This window comes from Streptomyces sp. NPDC099050, from assembly GCF_044759865.1.
Taxonomy (GTDB): domain Bacteria; phylum Actinomycetota; class Actinomycetes; order Streptomycetales; family Streptomycetaceae; genus Streptomyces.
This window is the reverse complement of sequence record NZ_JBIWAE010000012.1, coordinates 190,291-205,603: the sequence shown is the minus strand read 5'-3', so window position 1 is coordinate 205,603 and position 15,313 is coordinate 190,291. Positions and strand designations below refer to the sequence as shown.

Genomic DNA, 15,313 nt, shown 5'->3' with positions numbered 1-15,313 from the left:
GCGCCCGCGCGCGGGAAGGTTGCCCTTGGTTCGCCTGAACGGGTGAGGCTTTGGCTACGGAGGTTTGAGCCAGATTCGCGTCGTCTCCGATCGTTCACCGACCTTTTCTCAAAAGGTATTTGTCGGTTTCGATCATTCGGCGGATGTCGATCGTCCGGCCTTTGGCGTGTGACGAAGAACGGATCGCCAATTTCCGCTTTCGCTCGCTCCGTTGGGCAATGATCAGTACATTCGGCTCGGACAGGAGTCCGACCCGTCCGGACCGCTGCAGGACTACGGCTTGGAGACCCCGATGGAGCGCCCCTCCTGGGCCCCGCAAGGCATCGACATATCGGTGCCGAGCGTGTCCCGCATCTACGATTACTACCTGGGCGGCTCCCACAATTTCGAGGTCGACAGGCAGGCAGCCCGTCGGGCCATGGAATTCATGCCGGGGCTGCCCAAGATCATGCAGGCGAACCGGGCATTCATGCGCCGGGCCGTCCGCTACGCCGTCGCCGGGGGCGTGACGCAGTTCCTCGACATCGGCTCCGGCATCCCCACCTTCGGCAACGTCCACGAGATCGCCCAGGCCGCCAGCCCCGAGGCGCGCGTGGTCTACGTCGACCACGACCCGGTGGCCGTCGCCCACAGCCAGGCCGTCCTGGCCGGCACCGAGCGGACCGGGGTCGTCGCCGCCGACCTGCGCAAGCCGCAGGACATCCTGGCCGCCCCCGAGGTCGCGCAGGGGCTCGACCTGAGCCGCCCCGTCGCCCTGTTGCTGGTCGCCGTGCTGCACTTCCTGGAGGACACGGACGAGCCCTACGCCGCCGTCGCCCAGCTGCGCGACGCGCTGGCCCCCGGCAGCCTGCTGATCCTCACGCACGCCTCGTACGAGGGGATCCCGCTGTCGGAGGAGGTCGCGAGCGGCACCGTCGGCGTCTACCGCGACATCCGCAACCCGCTCGTCATGCGGGACGCGGAGCAGATCCGGGGCTTCTTCGACGGCTTCGGCCTGATCGAGCCCGGGCTGGTGTCCATGCCCGACTGGCGGCCCGACACGACCGGCGGGCAGGAGGGCGAGTCCGCGGACGAAGACCCCTACGCCTTCTCGGGATTCGCGGGCGTGGGACGCAAGGCGTGAGACTGCCGACGCAGACGGCGGACGATCCGGCCGCGCCGCAGGGCGGTCTGGAGGACCGGATCGGGCGGTTCGCGACCATCTGGGGAAGGGCGATCTTCCCGGTCACCGCGACCTCGCTCACCCGCGCCGAGTTCGAACGCCACCTCGTACCGCTCACCCGCACCCTCGTCGAGGCCCTGCGGGCCCGGCCCTTCGACTCCTCCGCCGGCCAGCGGGTCGGGGAGGATCTCGTCGCCGTCCACTGCACCGACCCGGAGGCCCTGGCCGGCACCCTCGGCGTCGTCGAGTCCTACCTGGTGCTCTACTGCGGTCCGCAAGGCCCCGACGCCGAGAGCGTCGAAGGGACCGAGGAGTACCGGTCCCGCTGCGCCCGGCTCCAGCACGGCATCGCGTCCGGGTTCGCCCGCGCCCTGCGCGAACGCACCCTCAAGGAGCAGGAGGCCATCGCCCGCTCCGCCCTGACCGCCCGCGCCGACGCCCAGCAGGCGCTGCACGCCAGCGAGGCCCGCTTCCGGGCGGTCTTCGAGGGGGCGGCCATCGGGATCGGCATCGCCGATCTCGACGGCAACGTCCTGGAGATCAACGACGCGCTGCTGCAGATGTTCGGAGGCATGGACGGGCACGTCCGCGGCCGCAACGTCAGCGAGTGGAGCCATCCCGACGACACCCCGCACGTCTGGCGGATGTACGGGGAGCTCGTGCGCGGCGAACGCGACAGCTACCGCGTGGAGAAGCCGTACTACCGGCACGACGGGACCGTGCTGTGGACCAACCTGACGGTGTCGCTGCTGCGCGACGCCGAGGGCGTGCCGCAGTACCAGCTGGCGCTGATGGAGGACACCACCGAGCGCCGGCTGCTCAACCTGCGCCTGCGCTACGAGGCCACCCATGACGCCCTGACCGGCCTGCCCAACCGGACGCTCTTCTTCGAACGCCTGGAGAAGGCCCTGAGCGGAGCCGGCGGATCCCGATTCGGCCTGTGCTACCTCGATCTCGACGGATTCAAGGCCGTCAACGACAGCCTCGGCCACTCGGCCGGAGACCGGCTGCTGGTGGAGGTCGCCGACCGGCTGCAGAGCTGCGCGACCGGGCCGGGCGAGGTGGTCGCCCGGCTCGGCGGTGACGAGTTCGTGGCGCTGACCACCGGACCGGACACCGAGGAGAAGGCCACCGAACTCGCCGTCCGGATCCTCTCCGCGCTGTCCGTCCCGATCCGGCTGGAGGGCCGCGAGCTGACGGTCCGGGGCAGCATCGGCATCGTCGAGGGCCCGGCCCGCGAACGCACCCCCGCGGAGGTGCTGCGCAGCGCCGACATCACGATGTACCGGGCCAAGGCGGCCGGCGGCAACCGGTTCGAGTTCGCCGACGCCGCCGCCGACGCACGCGCCATCACCCGGCACGGGCTGACCAACGCCCTCCCGGCCGCGCTGGAACGCGGCGAGTTCTTCATCGAGTACCAGCCGCTCGTGCACATGCACGACGGCAGCGTGCACGGCGCCGAGGCGCTGGTGCGCTGGTCGCACCCGCAGCACGGGGTGCTCGGCCCGGACCGGTTCATTCCCCTCGCCGAACGCACCGGACTGATCGTGCCGCTCGGCCGCTGGGTCCTGGAGGAGTCCGTCCGCCAGGCCCGCGCCTGGCAGCACCAGCAGGGCGGCGCCACCCTGCGGATCAACGTCAACCTGTCACCGACCCAGCTGCACCACCCCGGCCTGGTCGCCGACACGATCCGCGTCCTGGAGTCCTCCGGCCTGTCTCCGGGCACGCTGTGCTTGGAGGTCACCGAGTCGGCCCTGATAGGCGCGGACGACGAACTCCTCGAACCGCTGCGCCGGCTCGCCGCCCTGGGCGTGGACATCGCCCTCGACGACTTCGGTACCGGTTACTCGAACCTGGCCAACCTGCGCCGCCTTCCCGTGAGTGTTCTGAAGCTGGACCGCTCCTTCACCAAGGGCATGCAGCAGCACCCGGCCAACCCGGTCGACGTCAAGATCGTGGAGGGCATAGTGGCGCTGGCCCACAGCCTCGAACTCGCCGTCACCGTCGAGGGCGTGGAGACCGGCGCCCAGGCCGACCAGCTCCGGGCCCTCGGCTGCGATACGGCCCAGGGCTGGTACTACGCCCGCCCGGGCGCCGCCGACCGCATCCACACCCTGTCGCTGTCGGACGCGGTGCCCACCCTCTGACCACGCTCCGCGATCCGGGCCGGGGTCACTCCGGGCCCGCCTCCGTCCGGACCGGTCCCCGCCGGCCGAGCGGCCTCAGCCCAGCAGCATGCGCTTCAGCTCCCGGGCCGCGCGCGGGGGTGCCACGTCCGTGCGGTGGGCCAGGGCGATCGTACGGCGCAGGGGGGAGCCCGCCAGGGGGGTGGAGCGGAGTCCGGAGCCCGCGTGGCCGACCACCATCGCCGGAACCACCGCGATGCCGAGCCCCGCGCGGACGAAGCCCAGTACCGCGTCCATCTCACCGCCCTCCACCGTGAACGCCGGCTCGAAGCCTTCCGCCCGGCAGGCCGCCACGGTCAGGTCCCGCAGGTCGTAGCCGTGCCGGAACATCACCATCGGCTCGTCGCGCAGGGCCGCCACCGTGAGCGGACCACCGCCCGCCGGAGGGGGGAGGGCCGCGGAGGAGACCACCACCAGGTCCTCCGTCAGCAGCTCCATCGTGGTCAGCGCCGGCGCCGACGGGGGCAGCGGCAGGGCGATCAGCGCGAGGTCCAGGGAGCCGCGCGCGAGCTCCCGTACGAGGTCCAGCGAACCGCTCTCCTCGATCAGCAGCTCGATCCCCGGGTGGGCGGTGTGGAAGGCGCGGAGCACGCCCGGCAGCAGGCCGGTGCACAGGCTCGGGGTGGCGCCCAGGCGGATCCGGCCGCGCCGGAGCTGCGCCAGCTCCTGCACCTCCAGCCGGGCCGTGTCCGCGTCCGCGAGGATCCGCCGGGCCAGCGGCAGCAGGGTCTCGCCGGCGTCCGTGAGCGTGATGTTCCCGCGTGCCCGGCTGAAGAGTTCGGCGCCCAGCTCCCGTTCCAGCGCTTTGATCTGCTGCGACAGGGAGGGCTGCGCCACGTGCTCGCGTTCGGCCGCGCGCGTGAAGTGCCGGGTCTCGGCGACGGCGACGAAGTAGACCAGCTGCTGGAACTGCATGACCCCAGGTTAGCGCCCTGCATAGGCTGATCCTATTGACTTGAGCTCTGCCATGTCTTGGACCTTTCGGGACCTTCGTCCTTACCGTCAATGTCATGGCTCTGGCAACGCGGACGGATCGACGGCCGTCCACCACGCGCACGCTCTGGGACTCCTCCGTCGGCAAGAAGTCCGTGATGGCCGTCTCCGGCCTGATCATGCTCGGCTACCTCGTCGCGCACATGCTCGGCAACCTCAAGATCTTCTTCGGCGCGGACGAGTTCAACGGGTACGCCCACTGGCTGCGCACCCTCGGCTCGCCCTTCCTGCACCACGAGTGGGCCCTGTGGATCGTCCGCGTGGCCCTGCTCGCGGCCGTCGTCGCGCACGGGGTCTGCGCGTACCAGCTCAGCCGCCGCGACATCAAGGCGCGCCCGGTGAAGTACGTCCACGCGCGCCGCCGCGCGAGCTACGCCACCCGCACCATGCGCTGGGGCGGCATCATCCTCGCCCTCTTCATCGTCTGGCACCTGCTCGACCTCACCACGCTCACCGTGAACGAGCGGGCCTGGGCCGGGCATCCGTACGAGAACGTCCTGGCCACCTTCTCCACCTGGTACGGCAACACCATCTACCTCGTGGCGATGGCCGCCCTCGCACTGCACGTCCGCCACGGCTTCTGGAGCGCCGCCCAGACCCTGGGCGCGGGCAACGCCCGGCGGGACAGGACGCTGAAGTTCCTGGCCAACGCCCTGGCCCTGGTCCTCTTCGCGGGCTTCGTGTCCGTGCCCGTCGCCGTCATGACCGGAGTGGTGAGCTGACATGAGCAACGATTACGCCGACTACACCACCGGGGCCCCGATCGCCGACGCGAAGGCCCCCGAAGGCCCGATCGCCGAGCGCTGGGACCGCCGCCGCTTCGAGGCCAAGCTGGTCAACCCGGCCAACCGGCGCGGACACACCGTCATCGTCGTCGGCACCGGCCTGGCCGGCGGCGCGGCCGGCGCCACCCTCGCCGAACAGGGCTACCACGTCGTCCAGTTCTGCTTCTCCGACTCCCCGCGCCGCGCCCACTCCATCGCCGCCCAGGGCGGCATCAACGCGGCCAAGAACTACCGCAACGACGGGGACTCCGTACACCGCCTCTTCTACGACACCGTCAAGGGCGGCGACTTCCGCGCCCGCGAGTCCAACGTCCACCGCCTCGCCCAGATCTCCGTCGAGATCATCGACCAGTGCGTGGCCCAGGGCGTCCCCTTCGCCCGCGAGTACGGCGGCCTCCTCGACACCCGATCCTTCGGCGGGGTCCAGGTCTCCCGCACCTTCTACGCCCGCGGCCAGACCGGACAGCAGCTCCTGCTCGGCGCCTACCAGGCGCTCTCGCGGCAGATCGCCGCAGGCAACGTCGAGATGCACGCCCGCACCGAGATGCTCGACCTGATCACCGTCGACGGCGTGGCCCGCGGCATCGTCGCCCGGGACCTGGTCACCGGCAAGATCGACACGTATTACGCGGACGCCGTCGTCCTCGCCAGCGGTGGCTACGGCAACGTCTTCTACCTCTCCACCAACGCCATGAACTCCAACGCGACGGCCGTCTGGCGGGCCCACCGGCGCGGCGCTTACTTCGCCAACCCGTGCTTCACCCAGATCCACCCCACTTGCATCCCGCGCACCGGCGACCACCAGTCCAAGCTCACCCTGATGAGCGAGTCCCTGCGCAACGACGGCCGGATCTGGGTCCCCAAGGCCAAGGGCGACACCCGCCCCGCCGCCGACATCCCCGAAGCCGAACGCGACTACTACCTGGAGCGGATCTACCCCTCCTTCGGCAACCTCGTGCCCCGCGACATCGCCTCCCGCGCGGCCAAGAACGTCTGCGACGAGGGGCGCGGCGTGGGCCCCGGCGGCCAGGGCGTCTACCTCGACTTCGCCGACGCCATCCGCCGCATGGGCAAGGAGAAGGTCGCCGAGAAGTACGGCAACCTCTTCGACATGTACGAGCGGATCACCGCGGAGGACCCGTACGAGGTCCCCATGCGGATCTATCCCGCCGTGCACTACACGATGGGCGGGCTGTGGGTCGACTACGACCTCCAGACCACCGTCCCCGGCCTGTTCGCGATCGGCGAGGCCAACTTCTCCGACCACGGCGCCAACCGCCTCGGCGCCTCCGCCCTCATGCAGGGCCTGGGCGACGGCTACTTCGTGCTGCCCTCCACCATCAACGACTACCTGGCCCGCAACCCGCACCTGGACACGGTCGACGACGCGCACCCCGAGGCCGCGGCCGCCGTCCGCGAGACCCGCGACTGCCTCGCCAAGCTGCTCGCCGTCGACGGGGACCGCACGCCCGACTCCTTCCACCGGGAGATCGGCGAACTGATGTGGGAGTACTGCGGGATGGCCCGGACCGACGAGGGGCTGCGCAAGGCCCTCGCCCGGATCCCGGAGATCCGCGAGGAGTTCTGGAAGCGGATCAAGGTGCCCGGCAGCGGCGAGGAGTTCAACCAGTCGCTGGAGAAGGCCAACCGCGTCGTCGACTACCTGGAGCTCGCCGAGCTGATGTGCCTCGACGCCCTCCACCGCGCCGAATCCTGCGGCGGCCACTTCCGCGAGGAGTCCCAGACACCGGACGGCGAAGCCGCCCGCCGCGACGAGGAGTTCGGGTACGCGGCCGCCTGGCAGTACGCCGGGACCGGCGCCGCGCCCGTCCTGCACAAGGAAGACCTCGTCTTCGAGTACGTCCACCCCACCCAGCGGAGCTACGCATGAAGCTCACCCTGCGCGTCTGGCGCCAGAAGAACGCCGACGCCCCCGGCGCGATGGCCTCGTACGAGGTCGACGGCATCTCGGAGGGCATGTCCTTCCTCGAAATGCTCGACACCCTCAACGAGGACCTCATCCTGAGCGGGGAGGATCCGGTCGCCTTCGACCACGACTGCCGCGAAGGCATCTGCGGCGCGTGCAGCCTCGTCATCAACGGCGACGCCCACGGGCCGGAGCGCACCACGACCTGCCAGCTCCACATGCGTTCCTTCGACGACGGCGACACCATCGACGTCGAACCCTGGCGGGCCTCGGCCTTTCCCGTGGTCAAAGACCTGGTGGTGGACCGGGGGGCCCTCGACCGGGTCATCCAGGCCGGCGGCTACATCACCGCCCCGACCGGCGCCGCGCCGGAGGCGCACGCCACGGCCGTCCCCAAGCCGGACGCCGACTACGCCTTCGAGCACGCCGAGTGCATCGGCTGCGGGGCGTGCGTGGCGGCCTGCCCCAACGGCTCGGCAATGCTCTTCACCTCGGCCAAGGTCAACCACCTGAACGTGCTCCCGCAGGGCTCGCCGGAGCGCGAGACCCGGGTCCTGGACATGGTGGCCACCATGGACGCCGAGGGCTTCGGCGGCTGCACCCTGACCGGTGAGTGCGCCACCGCCTGTCCCAAGGGGATCCCGTTGCCGTCGATCGCCGCCATGAACAAGGAGTGGTTGCGGGCCGTCCGCCGAGGTCCCCGCTGACCCGGACCTCGTGGGCGGGACCCGGCGGGAGCAGGGCGCGTGCGCCGATCGGATGATCGGAGCGGCTCCCGTCGCGCCGCGACCGGACGCCCCGGCGGGCGTGGGCGACAGTGGGCGCATGCCTCAAGCCCATGCCGGATCCGGCCCGCGCCGCCGTTCCCTGCTGGCCGCCGCGCTCGCCCCGCTGGCGGTGGCCGGCTGCGCCGGGGAGGAACGGCCCCCGACGCCGCGTCCCGGGCCCGAGGCCGCCAAGGACGCGCTGGTCATGATCATCCGGCACGCGGAGAAGCCGTACGCCGGAGACACCGGCGAGGACGACGAGGGCAACGAGGACCCCGGCTTCCTCGCCGTCCGCGGCCGGCGCCGCGCCCAGGAGCTGCCCGCCCTCTTCCCGCCGGCCAGGGGCGCCGCCCTGCCCCGGCCCGGGGCCGTCTTCGCGGCCGGCGGCAAGGCGGGGGCGCCCGCGCGGTGCCGCCAGACCGTCGAGCCGCTCGCCACCGCGCTGGGCACGCCGGTCCGCGCGGAGTTCCCGGTCGGAGCCGAGCCCGCCCTGGCCGGGGCGGTGCTGGCGGCGCGGATGCCCGTCCTGGTCTGCTGGGAGCACCAGGGGATGCCCCGCCTGATCCGGGCCCTCGGAGCGCAGGACGTCCTGGGGCTTCCGGCCACCTGGCCCGACCGCTACGACCTGGTCTGGATGCTCGGCCGGAGCCGGGGCGTCTGGAGCTTCCGCGAACTTCCGCAGCACCTGCTCCAGGGGGACGCGTAGCGGCCCCGTACGCCGGGAGCGCACCCTCGTACGGGCGTAAGCTGAGAAGTGGACTCGGGGCAGTCGTGCGCCGGGAGGTCGACGATCATGACGGGAATCGTCCGAAGGGGCTTCGATTCCGCCGACGAGACACGTCGGTTCGAGGACGGCAAGGGCAGGCTCGACCTGCTCAACACCGACCATGGGCCCGTGGGCCGGGCCGTGTTCGAGCCCGGATGGCAGTGGTCGCAGCACATCAAGCCCATCGCGGGAACCGACAGCTGCGAGGCCGCCCACGTGGCCTACATCGTCAGCGGCCGGATGAAGGTCGTCATGGATGACGGTGAGAGCATCGAGGCGGAGCCCGGGGACTTCATCCAGATCGACCCCGGCCACGACGCCTGGGTGCTGGGCGACGAGCCGTGCGTCGTCCTGGACTGGCAGGGCTACGGGAACTTCGCCAAGGCCGCGGAGGCGTGACCACCGGCCCCGGAGACGACGGCGTGACGGCCACCGGCGCGACGGCCGCGGGTGTGACGGCCACCGGCGCGGCGGCCCACCGGCGCGACGGTTACCGGCCCGCCGCGAGGGCCCGTGCCAGGTAGGGCGCCGTACGGCTGCCCGTGGCGCCGGCCACCTCGGCGGGCGTGCCCGCGGCCACCACCCGGCCGCCGTCCGCGCCGCCTCCCGGGCCCAGATCGATGACCCAGTCGGCGCCCGCCACTACCGCCATGTCGTGCTCCACGACCACCACCGAATGCCCCGCGTCCACCAGGCCGTGCAACTGCCGCAGCAGCACCGTGACATCGGCCGGATGGAGACCGGTCGTCGGCTCGTCCAGCAGGTACAGGGTGTGGTCGCGGCGCACGCGCTGGAGTTCCGTCGCCAGCTTGATGCGCTGCGCCTCGCCGCCCGAGAGTTCCGTGGCGGGCTGCCCGAGCCGCAGGTACCCCAGGCCGATGTCCGCAAGCGCGCCGAGGCTGCGGGCCGCGACCGGGACCCCGGCGAAGAAGGAGGCCGCCGACTCCACGGTCAGGGCGAGCACTTCGGCGATGTTCAGGCCCGAGTAACGGACCTCCAGGGTCTCGGAGTTGTACCGGGCCCCGGCGCACTCCGGGCACGGGGCGTAGGTGCTGGGCAGGAACAGCAGCTCCACCGAGACGAAGCCCTCGCCCTGGCAGGACTCGCACCGCCCGCCCGGGACGTTGAAGGAGAAGCGGCCCGCCTTCCAGCCCCGCGCCTTCGATTCCGGCGCCGCCGTGAAGAGCCGGCGGACCACGTCGAACAGCCCCGTGTACGTGGCCAGGTTGGAGCGCGGGGTCCGGCCGATCGGCTTCTGGTCCACCTCCACCAGCCGCCGTACCGGGAACTCCGGCTCCGCCAGCCGTTCGTGGACCTCCCGGGCGAGCACCTGGCCCACGAGCGTGGACTTCCCGGACCCCGACACCCCGGTCACCGCCGTGAACACCCCGAGCGGGAACTCCGCCGCCACGTCGCGCAGGTTGTGCCGCTCGACACCACTGAGGCGGACCGATCCGGTCGCCTTCCGCGGCGCCGCCGAGCGCCGTTCGTCCGGCTGCCGGGCCCCGAACAGGTACCGGGCGGTCGCCGATTCCGCCACCGCGGCCAGACCGTCCGGAGGCCCGCTGTGCAGCACCCGTCCGCCGTGCTCACCGGCCAGCGGGCCGACGTCCACCAGCCAGTCCGCGTGCCGCGCGACGGCCAGATCGTGCTCCACCACGAACAGTGTGTTCCCGGCCTCCTTGAGCCGGTCCAGGACGCCGAGCAGCGCCTCCGTGTCGGCCGGGTGCAGCCCCGCCGACGGTTCGTCCAGTACGTACACCACGCCGAACAGCCCCGAACGCAACTGCGTGGCCAGCCGCAGCCGTTGCAGCTCTCCCGCCGACAGGGTCGGGGCGCCGCGGTCCAGGCTCAGGTAACCCAGCCCCAGCTCGGTGACCGGGCCGATCCGGGAGCGCAGGTCCTCCGTGAGCACCCGGGCCGCTTCGCCGCCGCCGCCCGCGGTGGCCAGTACCTCGTCCAGCTCCGTCAGCGCCAGCGCCGCCAGCTCCGCGATGGTGCGGCCCGCGAAGGTCACGGCCAGGGCCTCCGGGCGCAGCCGCCTGCCCTCGCACACCGGGCACGGCGCATCGGTCAGGAACCTCTCGGCGCGGGCCCGCAGGGTGGGGCTCTTGCTGTCCGAGAAGGTCCGCATCACGTACCGGTGGGCGCTCATGTACGTGCCCTGGTAAGGCCGTTGGATCCGGTCGGCCTCCCGCACCGGATGCACCGTCACCACCGGCTGCTCCTCGGTGAACAGGATCCACTCGCGCTCCGCCGCCGGCAGCTCCCGCCAGGGCGCGTCCACGTCGTGGCCGAGGGCCTCCAGGATGTCGCGCAGGTTCTTGCCCTGCCAGGCGCCCGGCCAGGCGGCGATGGCGCCCTGACGGATCGACAGGCCGGCTTCGGGCACCAGTAGTTCCTCGCTGGTGCCGTGTACGCGGCCGAGGCCGTGGCAGGAAGGGCAGGCTCCGGCGGCGGTGTTGGGGGAGAACGCGTCGGAGTCCAGACGCTCGGCGCCCGGCAGGTAGGAACCCGCCCGTGAGTACAGCATCCGCAGGGAGTTGGACAGCATGGTCACCGTCCCGACCGAGGACCGGGACCCGGGGGAGGAGCGCCGCTGCTCCAGCGAGACGGCCGGCGGGAGCCCGGTGACGGAGTCGACCTTCGGCGCGCCGATCTGGTGGATCAGCCGACGGGCGTACGGGGCCACGGACTTGAAGTACCGGCGCTGGGCCTCGGCGAAGAGGGTACCGAAGGCCAGCGAGCTCTTCCCGGAGCCGGAGACCCCGGTGAACACCGTCAGCGCGTCCCGCGGAACGTCCACGTCGACCCCGCGCAGATTGTGCTCCCGGGCTCCGCGGACGCGGACGTAGGGATCATGGGCGTGCGGGGTGGGGGTGACCGGCTGGTGCATTCGTCCTAGTTTAGTGTCCGGCGCCCGCGGCCTGCTCCGGGGCCTGCCCCGGGGCCTGCCCGGGCGACCGGCCGACGAGGTCCGGGTGGCCGTTCGCACGCCCGTCCCGGTGCTCCGTGAGGCCCGTGAGCCGGGCGAGCCGTCCGAAGGAGTCCAGCAGCGCCGTCCGGTCGTACGTGGACGTGGTGACCAGCAGCTCGTCCGCCCCGGTCAGCTCCGCGACCTCGGACAGCTCCGCCGCGACCTGCTCCTCCGTGCCGTGGATGTGCCCGGCGAGGGCGCCCTCGTACAGCTCCCGTTCCTTGGGGCTCATGCCGAGGGCCTCGACCTCCTCGGCGGGGCGGAGCGGCGGGAAGCTGCCCCGGGTGCGGGAGTACGCGACCGCCCAGGCCTCCGGCACCAGGATCCGCCGGGCGGCCTCGGCGGTGGCGGCCACCGCGACCGTCCCCGAGGCCACGACGTACGGCCGCGCGCCCCAGGGGGAGGGCCGGAACTCCTCGCGGTACGCCGCGATGATCTCCGCGACCCGGGCCCGGCTCCGCAGGTCCCCGACGACCAGGGGCAGTCCGGCGCGGGCCGCGATCCCCGCCCCCTCGCCGGTGGCCAGCACGTACGCCGGGATCCGCATCCCCTCCGCAGGGCGGGCGTGCACCTCGGGGTGCGCACGCTGGGAGCCGTCGAACCAGCCCAGCAGCTCCGCGAGCTGCTCCTCGAACCGGTCGGCGTCGGCGGTGTCCCGCCCGAGCGCGCGGCGGATCCCGCCGGTGAAGCCGACCGAGCGGCCGAGCCCCATGTCGATCCGGCCGGGGAACAGCGACTCCAGGACCCCGAACTGCTCGGCGACGACCAGCGGCTGGTGGTTGGGCAGCATCACGCCGCCGGTGCCGACGCGGATCCGGTCGGTCGCCCCGGCGACGGCGGCGGCGAGCACCGTGGGCGCGGAGCCGGCGACCCCGGGCACGCTGTGGTGCTCGGAGACCCAGAACCTGCGGTAGCCGAGCCGTTCGGCGGTGCGCGCGAGTTCCACGGTGTCGCGCAGGGCCTGGGCCGCGGGGTGTCCCGCGCGGGTGCGGGACCGGTCGAGTACGGAGAGGGAACGGATCACACAGGGATCAACGCGCGGAGGGCGTCAGGATTCCCCGGGCGTCAGGATTCCCCGGGCCTCAGGATTCCCCGGGCGTCGGAGCGGGGCCCGGGGCGGTGGCGGCCCGGCCGCGGAGCCAGCGGGCCGCGGCTTCGAGTGTCCGGTCCTGGCCGCTGCCGAGGTCGCGGGAGTCGTCCGGGACCACTTCGTCGGGCGGGAGGGGGCCGTTGTGGATCCGGCCCGTGCGATCGGCCTCCCGGGCCTGCGTGAGGAGGATGAGCGCGCCGTCGGGGAGGGCGTGGGAGTCGTTGCCCGTGGGGACGCCACGGGTGGCCTGGCCGAAGCTGCGGGTGTCGGGGCGCCCGAGGAAGGCGATGGTCACGGCCTCGGCCGCGCTCGCGGTCCGGCTGCTCGTGAGTACCGCCACGGGGGGAGCCGCTTGCGCCAGCGGCTCGGCGGGGCCCCAGGTGGCGAGGTACTGGCGCGGCGTACCGTTCTCGATCGTCCACGGGGTCCGCTTTCCGCCAGCCTCCACGAACGCCCCTACGTCCCCGTCGCCCAGGATGGCCCCCACGGCGGCCAGCGGCCCCCACATGTCCCCGCCCGAGTTGCCGCGCAGGTCCACGATCCACCCTGCGGCCCCCTGTCCGTCGGCCGCCGCGACGGCCTTGCGGGCCTGCCGCACGTAGGCCGCCGCGGCACGGTCGGAGGACACGGCCGGCAAGGACAGGTATCCGAGGGAACCGGCGAGCACCTTCGCCTCCGGCACCGCGGAGGTACCGGGTGCGGGGCTCAGCGCCTGCTCGGCCTCCTGGGGGGTCATGAACTGGCTGTGCCGGTCGCCCAGGGCCCGCAAGGCCCCCCTCACAGCCCCGTACGTGTCGGCGGGGACCTGCGCGCTTCCGGCCCGGGCGAAGGCCTCGCGGCGTACGGTCGGCCAGTCGGTGTCCGCCGCGAGGAGCGACTTGGCCTCCATGACGTCCAGCGCGGCGGTGAGGTATCCGCGCGCTTCCGAGGACATGGCCGTGCCCTCCGCCCCGTCCCGACCGGCGCAGCCCGTCGCGGCGAGGAGGATCGCCGCCGCCGCGCCGATCAGCCGGCGGCGGGCTACGGGCCTCGTGGTTCGTGTCATGCGGATCAGCCGTCCTCTCGCCGTCCGGGCCGGCGAGGTTTGCCCAGGTCAGGGCAAAGATACCGAAGAGCCCGGCGAGCTCACCGGCCCGTCCCGGCTCCGCGGACGATCTACGGCGCCACCGTCGCCACCAGCCGGTGGATCACCTTGGGATCCAGAGCGGGATTCGCCGCGGCCGCGTGGGCCAGTTCCTCGTCGTCGAGGAGTTCCGCCAGCCGGGCCCGCGGAAGGTTGGGGTGGCGTGCCAGCGCGGCGCGCACGGCGGGGTCCGGGTCCCGGGTGAGGCGCTCCACGGTCGCCGGCGCGGTGTGGGGGTCGCGGGCGGCCAGGGCGCGGACCTCGGGGTCCTCGTGGTCGGCGAAGGCCGCCAGGCCGGCCGTGGGGAAGTTCGGCCGGGTGGTGAGGTGCGCGCGCTCGTGGCCGGTGTACTCGATGAAGCTGCGCAGCAGGAGCGGGGCGGGGGCGTCGGGATGGTACTGGGCCAGCAGGACGCGTACGCCGAGATCCTCGTCGGCGGCCAGGCGCTCCAGCAGGTCGGGCGGCAGCGCGCGGTCCTCGGCCGCTCTCCGGCGGATCAGCGGGTGACCGGAGTTCGCGTCCCGGCGCACGTGCCGCGGGTCCCGGGGTACGAGGGGCCCGGGCCAGGCTCGGAAGGAGCCGTCCACGGGGACCTCGTAGTCGATCGAGGCCCGTTCCCGCTCGCTCAGCTCGGGGTGCACGGACAGGGCGAGGCGTACCTCCGGATCGGGGTCCACGGCGAGCGCGCGGCGCTCGACGGGTCCGAGGTCCGCGCGGTACGCGATCCGCTCGCGCACGGAGGGGTCCGGATCGCCCGCCAGGAGGACCACCACGTCGGCGGGCAGGCCGGGGTTGCCGGCGATGGCCCGCCGCTCCTCCCTGGCGCCCGGGTCGGTCAGGATGTTGTCCAGGACGGTCCTGCTCAGGGCCTGGTGCATCAGCATGTCCCAGCGTGCGTGGCACGGCCAGTCGGGCAGTTCGCGTTCCACCCACGCCGGATCCTGGGACTGCGCGTATCGCCGCGCGCTGCTCCGCGCGCTCTCCCGGACGTCCTCGTCGGGATCCGCCAGCAGCGCGGCCTGGATCTCGGCGGGCAGTTCGTCCCACCGGCCGATCCCCCAGCGGCGGACCTCGGCGACCGGATGGGTGGGCATGGACAGGAGCAGCGCGGTGGAGATCTGTCGGTAGAGGGCGCCCATCAGGCTGTCGTTGTCATACGTGGTGATCATGCGGACCACGACCTCGTCGGGCAGCGGCCTGCACACACGACCGAAGGGCAGTTTGGGACCTTCGGCGAGGTGGGCGCGGACGAACCACTCCGGATCGTCGACCAGTCGGGCCCGTTGGGCCGGATCGACGTGGGGGTTGCGGGCGAAGAAGCTTCGGGTACGAGTGTCAGGGTGCTCGAGCACGGCCTCGACGACGGCGTCGGGCAGGATCCGGTCCCGGCACAGCACCATCCGTACGGCCGGCGGACCGTCGGCGAGCAGGCGCAGCAGGACGTCCTGCGGAGAGGACGGATTGAGGGCCACCCCGGCGAGCCGGCGCGCGGGCAGGTCGGCGGCTTCCCAGATTTCCTCGGGCGTAGGCATGTGTC

12 protein-coding genes are annotated in these 15,313 nt (G+C 72.7%); 7 read left to right on the top strand and 5 right to left on the bottom strand.

What is annotated here, in order from left to right; genetic code table 11:
• Positions 1-292: 292 nt before the first annotated feature.
• Together ACIQV3_RS21640 and ACIQV3_RS21635 are read left to right on the top strand one after the other, a co-directional pair.
• Positions 293-1,123, top strand: coding sequence for an SAM-dependent methyltransferase (locus tag ACIQV3_RS21640; RefSeq protein ID WP_403714144.1), 831 nt, complete (start codon positions 293-295; stop codon positions 1,121-1,123).
• Positions 1,120-3,309: a putative bifunctional diguanylate cyclase/phosphodiesterase gene (locus ACIQV3_RS21635; protein WP_403714077.1), complete on the top strand. Its 2,190-nt coding sequence runs from the start codon at positions 1,120-1,122 to the stop codon at positions 3,307-3,309. The genes ACIQV3_RS21640 and ACIQV3_RS21635 overlap by 4 nt, the downstream gene beginning before the upstream one ends.
• Positions 3,310-3,384: 75 nt before the next feature.
• Here the strand turns inward: ACIQV3_RS21635 and ACIQV3_RS21630 are convergent, their stop codons facing one another.
• Positions 3,385-4,263 carry a LysR family transcriptional regulator gene (locus ACIQV3_RS21630; protein ID WP_403714075.1) on the bottom strand — a complete coding sequence of 293 codons (879 nt, stop codon included), beginning with the start codon at positions 4,261-4,263 and terminating at the stop codon, positions 3,385-3,387.
• A 95-nt stretch (positions 4,264-4,358) separates the two neighbouring features.
• On the opposite strand from ACIQV3_RS21630, the gene ACIQV3_RS21625 reads away from it, so the two are divergent.
• The 5 genes from ACIQV3_RS21625 to ACIQV3_RS21605 all read left to right on the top strand — a co-directional run bounded on the left by ACIQV3_RS21625 (position 4,359) and on the right by ACIQV3_RS21605 (position 8,985).
• Entirely contained in the window at positions 4,359-5,063 is a 705-nt protein-coding gene (locus ACIQV3_RS21625) for a succinate dehydrogenase cytochrome b subunit (RefSeq protein ID WP_403714073.1), read from the top strand.
• Position 5,064: 1 nt separating this feature from the next.
• Positions 5,065-7,017, top strand: coding sequence for a fumarate reductase/succinate dehydrogenase flavoprotein subunit (locus tag ACIQV3_RS21620; protein ID WP_403714071.1), 1,953 nt, complete (start codon positions 5,065-5,067; stop codon positions 7,015-7,017).
• Positions 7,014-7,760, top strand: a complete 747-nt coding sequence (locus tag ACIQV3_RS21615) for a succinate dehydrogenase/fumarate reductase iron-sulfur subunit (protein ID WP_243341339.1) — start codon at positions 7,014-7,016, stop codon at positions 7,758-7,760. Before ACIQV3_RS21620 ends, ACIQV3_RS21615 begins: the two co-directional genes overlap by 4 nt.
• Positions 7,761-7,878: 118 nt before the next feature.
• On the top strand, positions 7,879-8,526 hold the full coding sequence (locus ACIQV3_RS21610; protein ID WP_403714068.1) for a hypothetical protein: 648 nt from the start codon (positions 7,879-7,881) through the stop codon (positions 8,524-8,526).
• An 87-nt stretch (positions 8,527-8,613) separates the two neighbouring features.
• Entirely contained in the window at positions 8,614-8,985 is a 372-nt protein-coding gene (locus ACIQV3_RS21605) for a cupin domain-containing protein (protein WP_403714066.1), read from the top strand.
• A 91-nt stretch (positions 8,986-9,076) separates the two neighbouring features.
• Here ACIQV3_RS21605 and ACIQV3_RS21600 read toward each other — a convergent pair whose 3' ends face one another.
• The 4 genes from ACIQV3_RS21600 to ACIQV3_RS21585 form a co-directional block, all read right to left on the bottom strand.
• On the bottom strand, positions 9,077-11,482 hold the full coding sequence (locus ACIQV3_RS21600; RefSeq protein ID WP_403714064.1) for an ABC transporter: 2,406 nt from the start codon (positions 11,480-11,482) through the stop codon (positions 9,077-9,079).
• A 10-nt stretch (positions 11,483-11,492) separates the two neighbouring features.
• Positions 11,493-12,587 carry an LLM class flavin-dependent oxidoreductase gene (locus ACIQV3_RS21595; protein WP_403714062.1) on the bottom strand — a complete coding sequence of 365 codons (1,095 nt, stop codon included), beginning with the start codon at positions 12,585-12,587 and terminating at the stop codon, positions 11,493-11,495.
• A gap of 58 nt (positions 12,588-12,645) precedes the next feature.
• Positions 12,646-13,698 carry a S41 family peptidase gene (locus ACIQV3_RS21590; protein WP_403714060.1) on the bottom strand — a complete coding sequence of 351 codons (1,053 nt, stop codon included), beginning with the start codon at positions 13,696-13,698 and terminating at the stop codon, positions 12,646-12,648.
• A gap of 110 nt (positions 13,699-13,808) precedes the next feature.
• Entirely contained in the window at positions 13,809-15,308 is a 1,500-nt protein-coding gene (locus ACIQV3_RS21585; protein ID WP_403714058.1) for a hypothetical protein, read from the bottom strand.
• Positions 15,309-15,313: the final 5 nt, after the last annotated feature.

Bases quoted from the DNA above. Each gene is read 5' to 3' on its own strand.
- ACIQV3_RS21640 (WP_403714144.1), top strand. From the start codon at position 293: ATGGAGCGCCCCTCCTGGGCCCCGCAAGGCATCGACATATCGGTGCCG.
- ACIQV3_RS21630 (WP_403714075.1), bottom strand. From the start codon at position 4,263: ATGCAGTTCCAGCAGCTGGTCTACTTCGTCGCCGTCGCCGAGACCCGG.
- ACIQV3_RS21625 (WP_403714073.1), top strand. From the start codon at position 4,359: ATGGCTCTGGCAACGCGGACGGATCGACGGCCGTCCACCACGCGCACG.
- ACIQV3_RS21620 (WP_403714071.1), top strand. From the start codon at position 5,065: ATGAGCAACGATTACGCCGACTACACCACCGGGGCCCCGATCGCCGAC.
- ACIQV3_RS21615 (WP_243341339.1), top strand. From the start codon at position 7,014: ATGAAGCTCACCCTGCGCGTCTGGCGCCAGAAGAACGCCGACGCCCCC.
- ACIQV3_RS21610 (WP_403714068.1), top strand. From the start codon at position 7,879: ATGCCTCAAGCCCATGCCGGATCCGGCCCGCGCCGCCGTTCCCTGCTG.
- ACIQV3_RS21605 (WP_403714066.1), top strand. From the start codon at position 8,614: ATGACGGGAATCGTCCGAAGGGGCTTCGATTCCGCCGACGAGACACGT.
- ACIQV3_RS21600 (WP_403714064.1), bottom strand. From the start codon at position 11,482: ATGCACCAGCCGGTCACCCCCACCCCGCACGCCCATGATCCCTACGTC.
- ACIQV3_RS21590 (WP_403714060.1), bottom strand. From the start codon at position 13,698: ATGACACGAACCACGAGGCCCGTAGCCCGCCGCCGGCTGATCGGCGCG.
- ACIQV3_RS21585 (WP_403714058.1), bottom strand. From the start codon at position 15,308: ATGCCTACGCCCGAGGAAATCTGGGAAGCCGCCGACCTGCCCGCGCGC.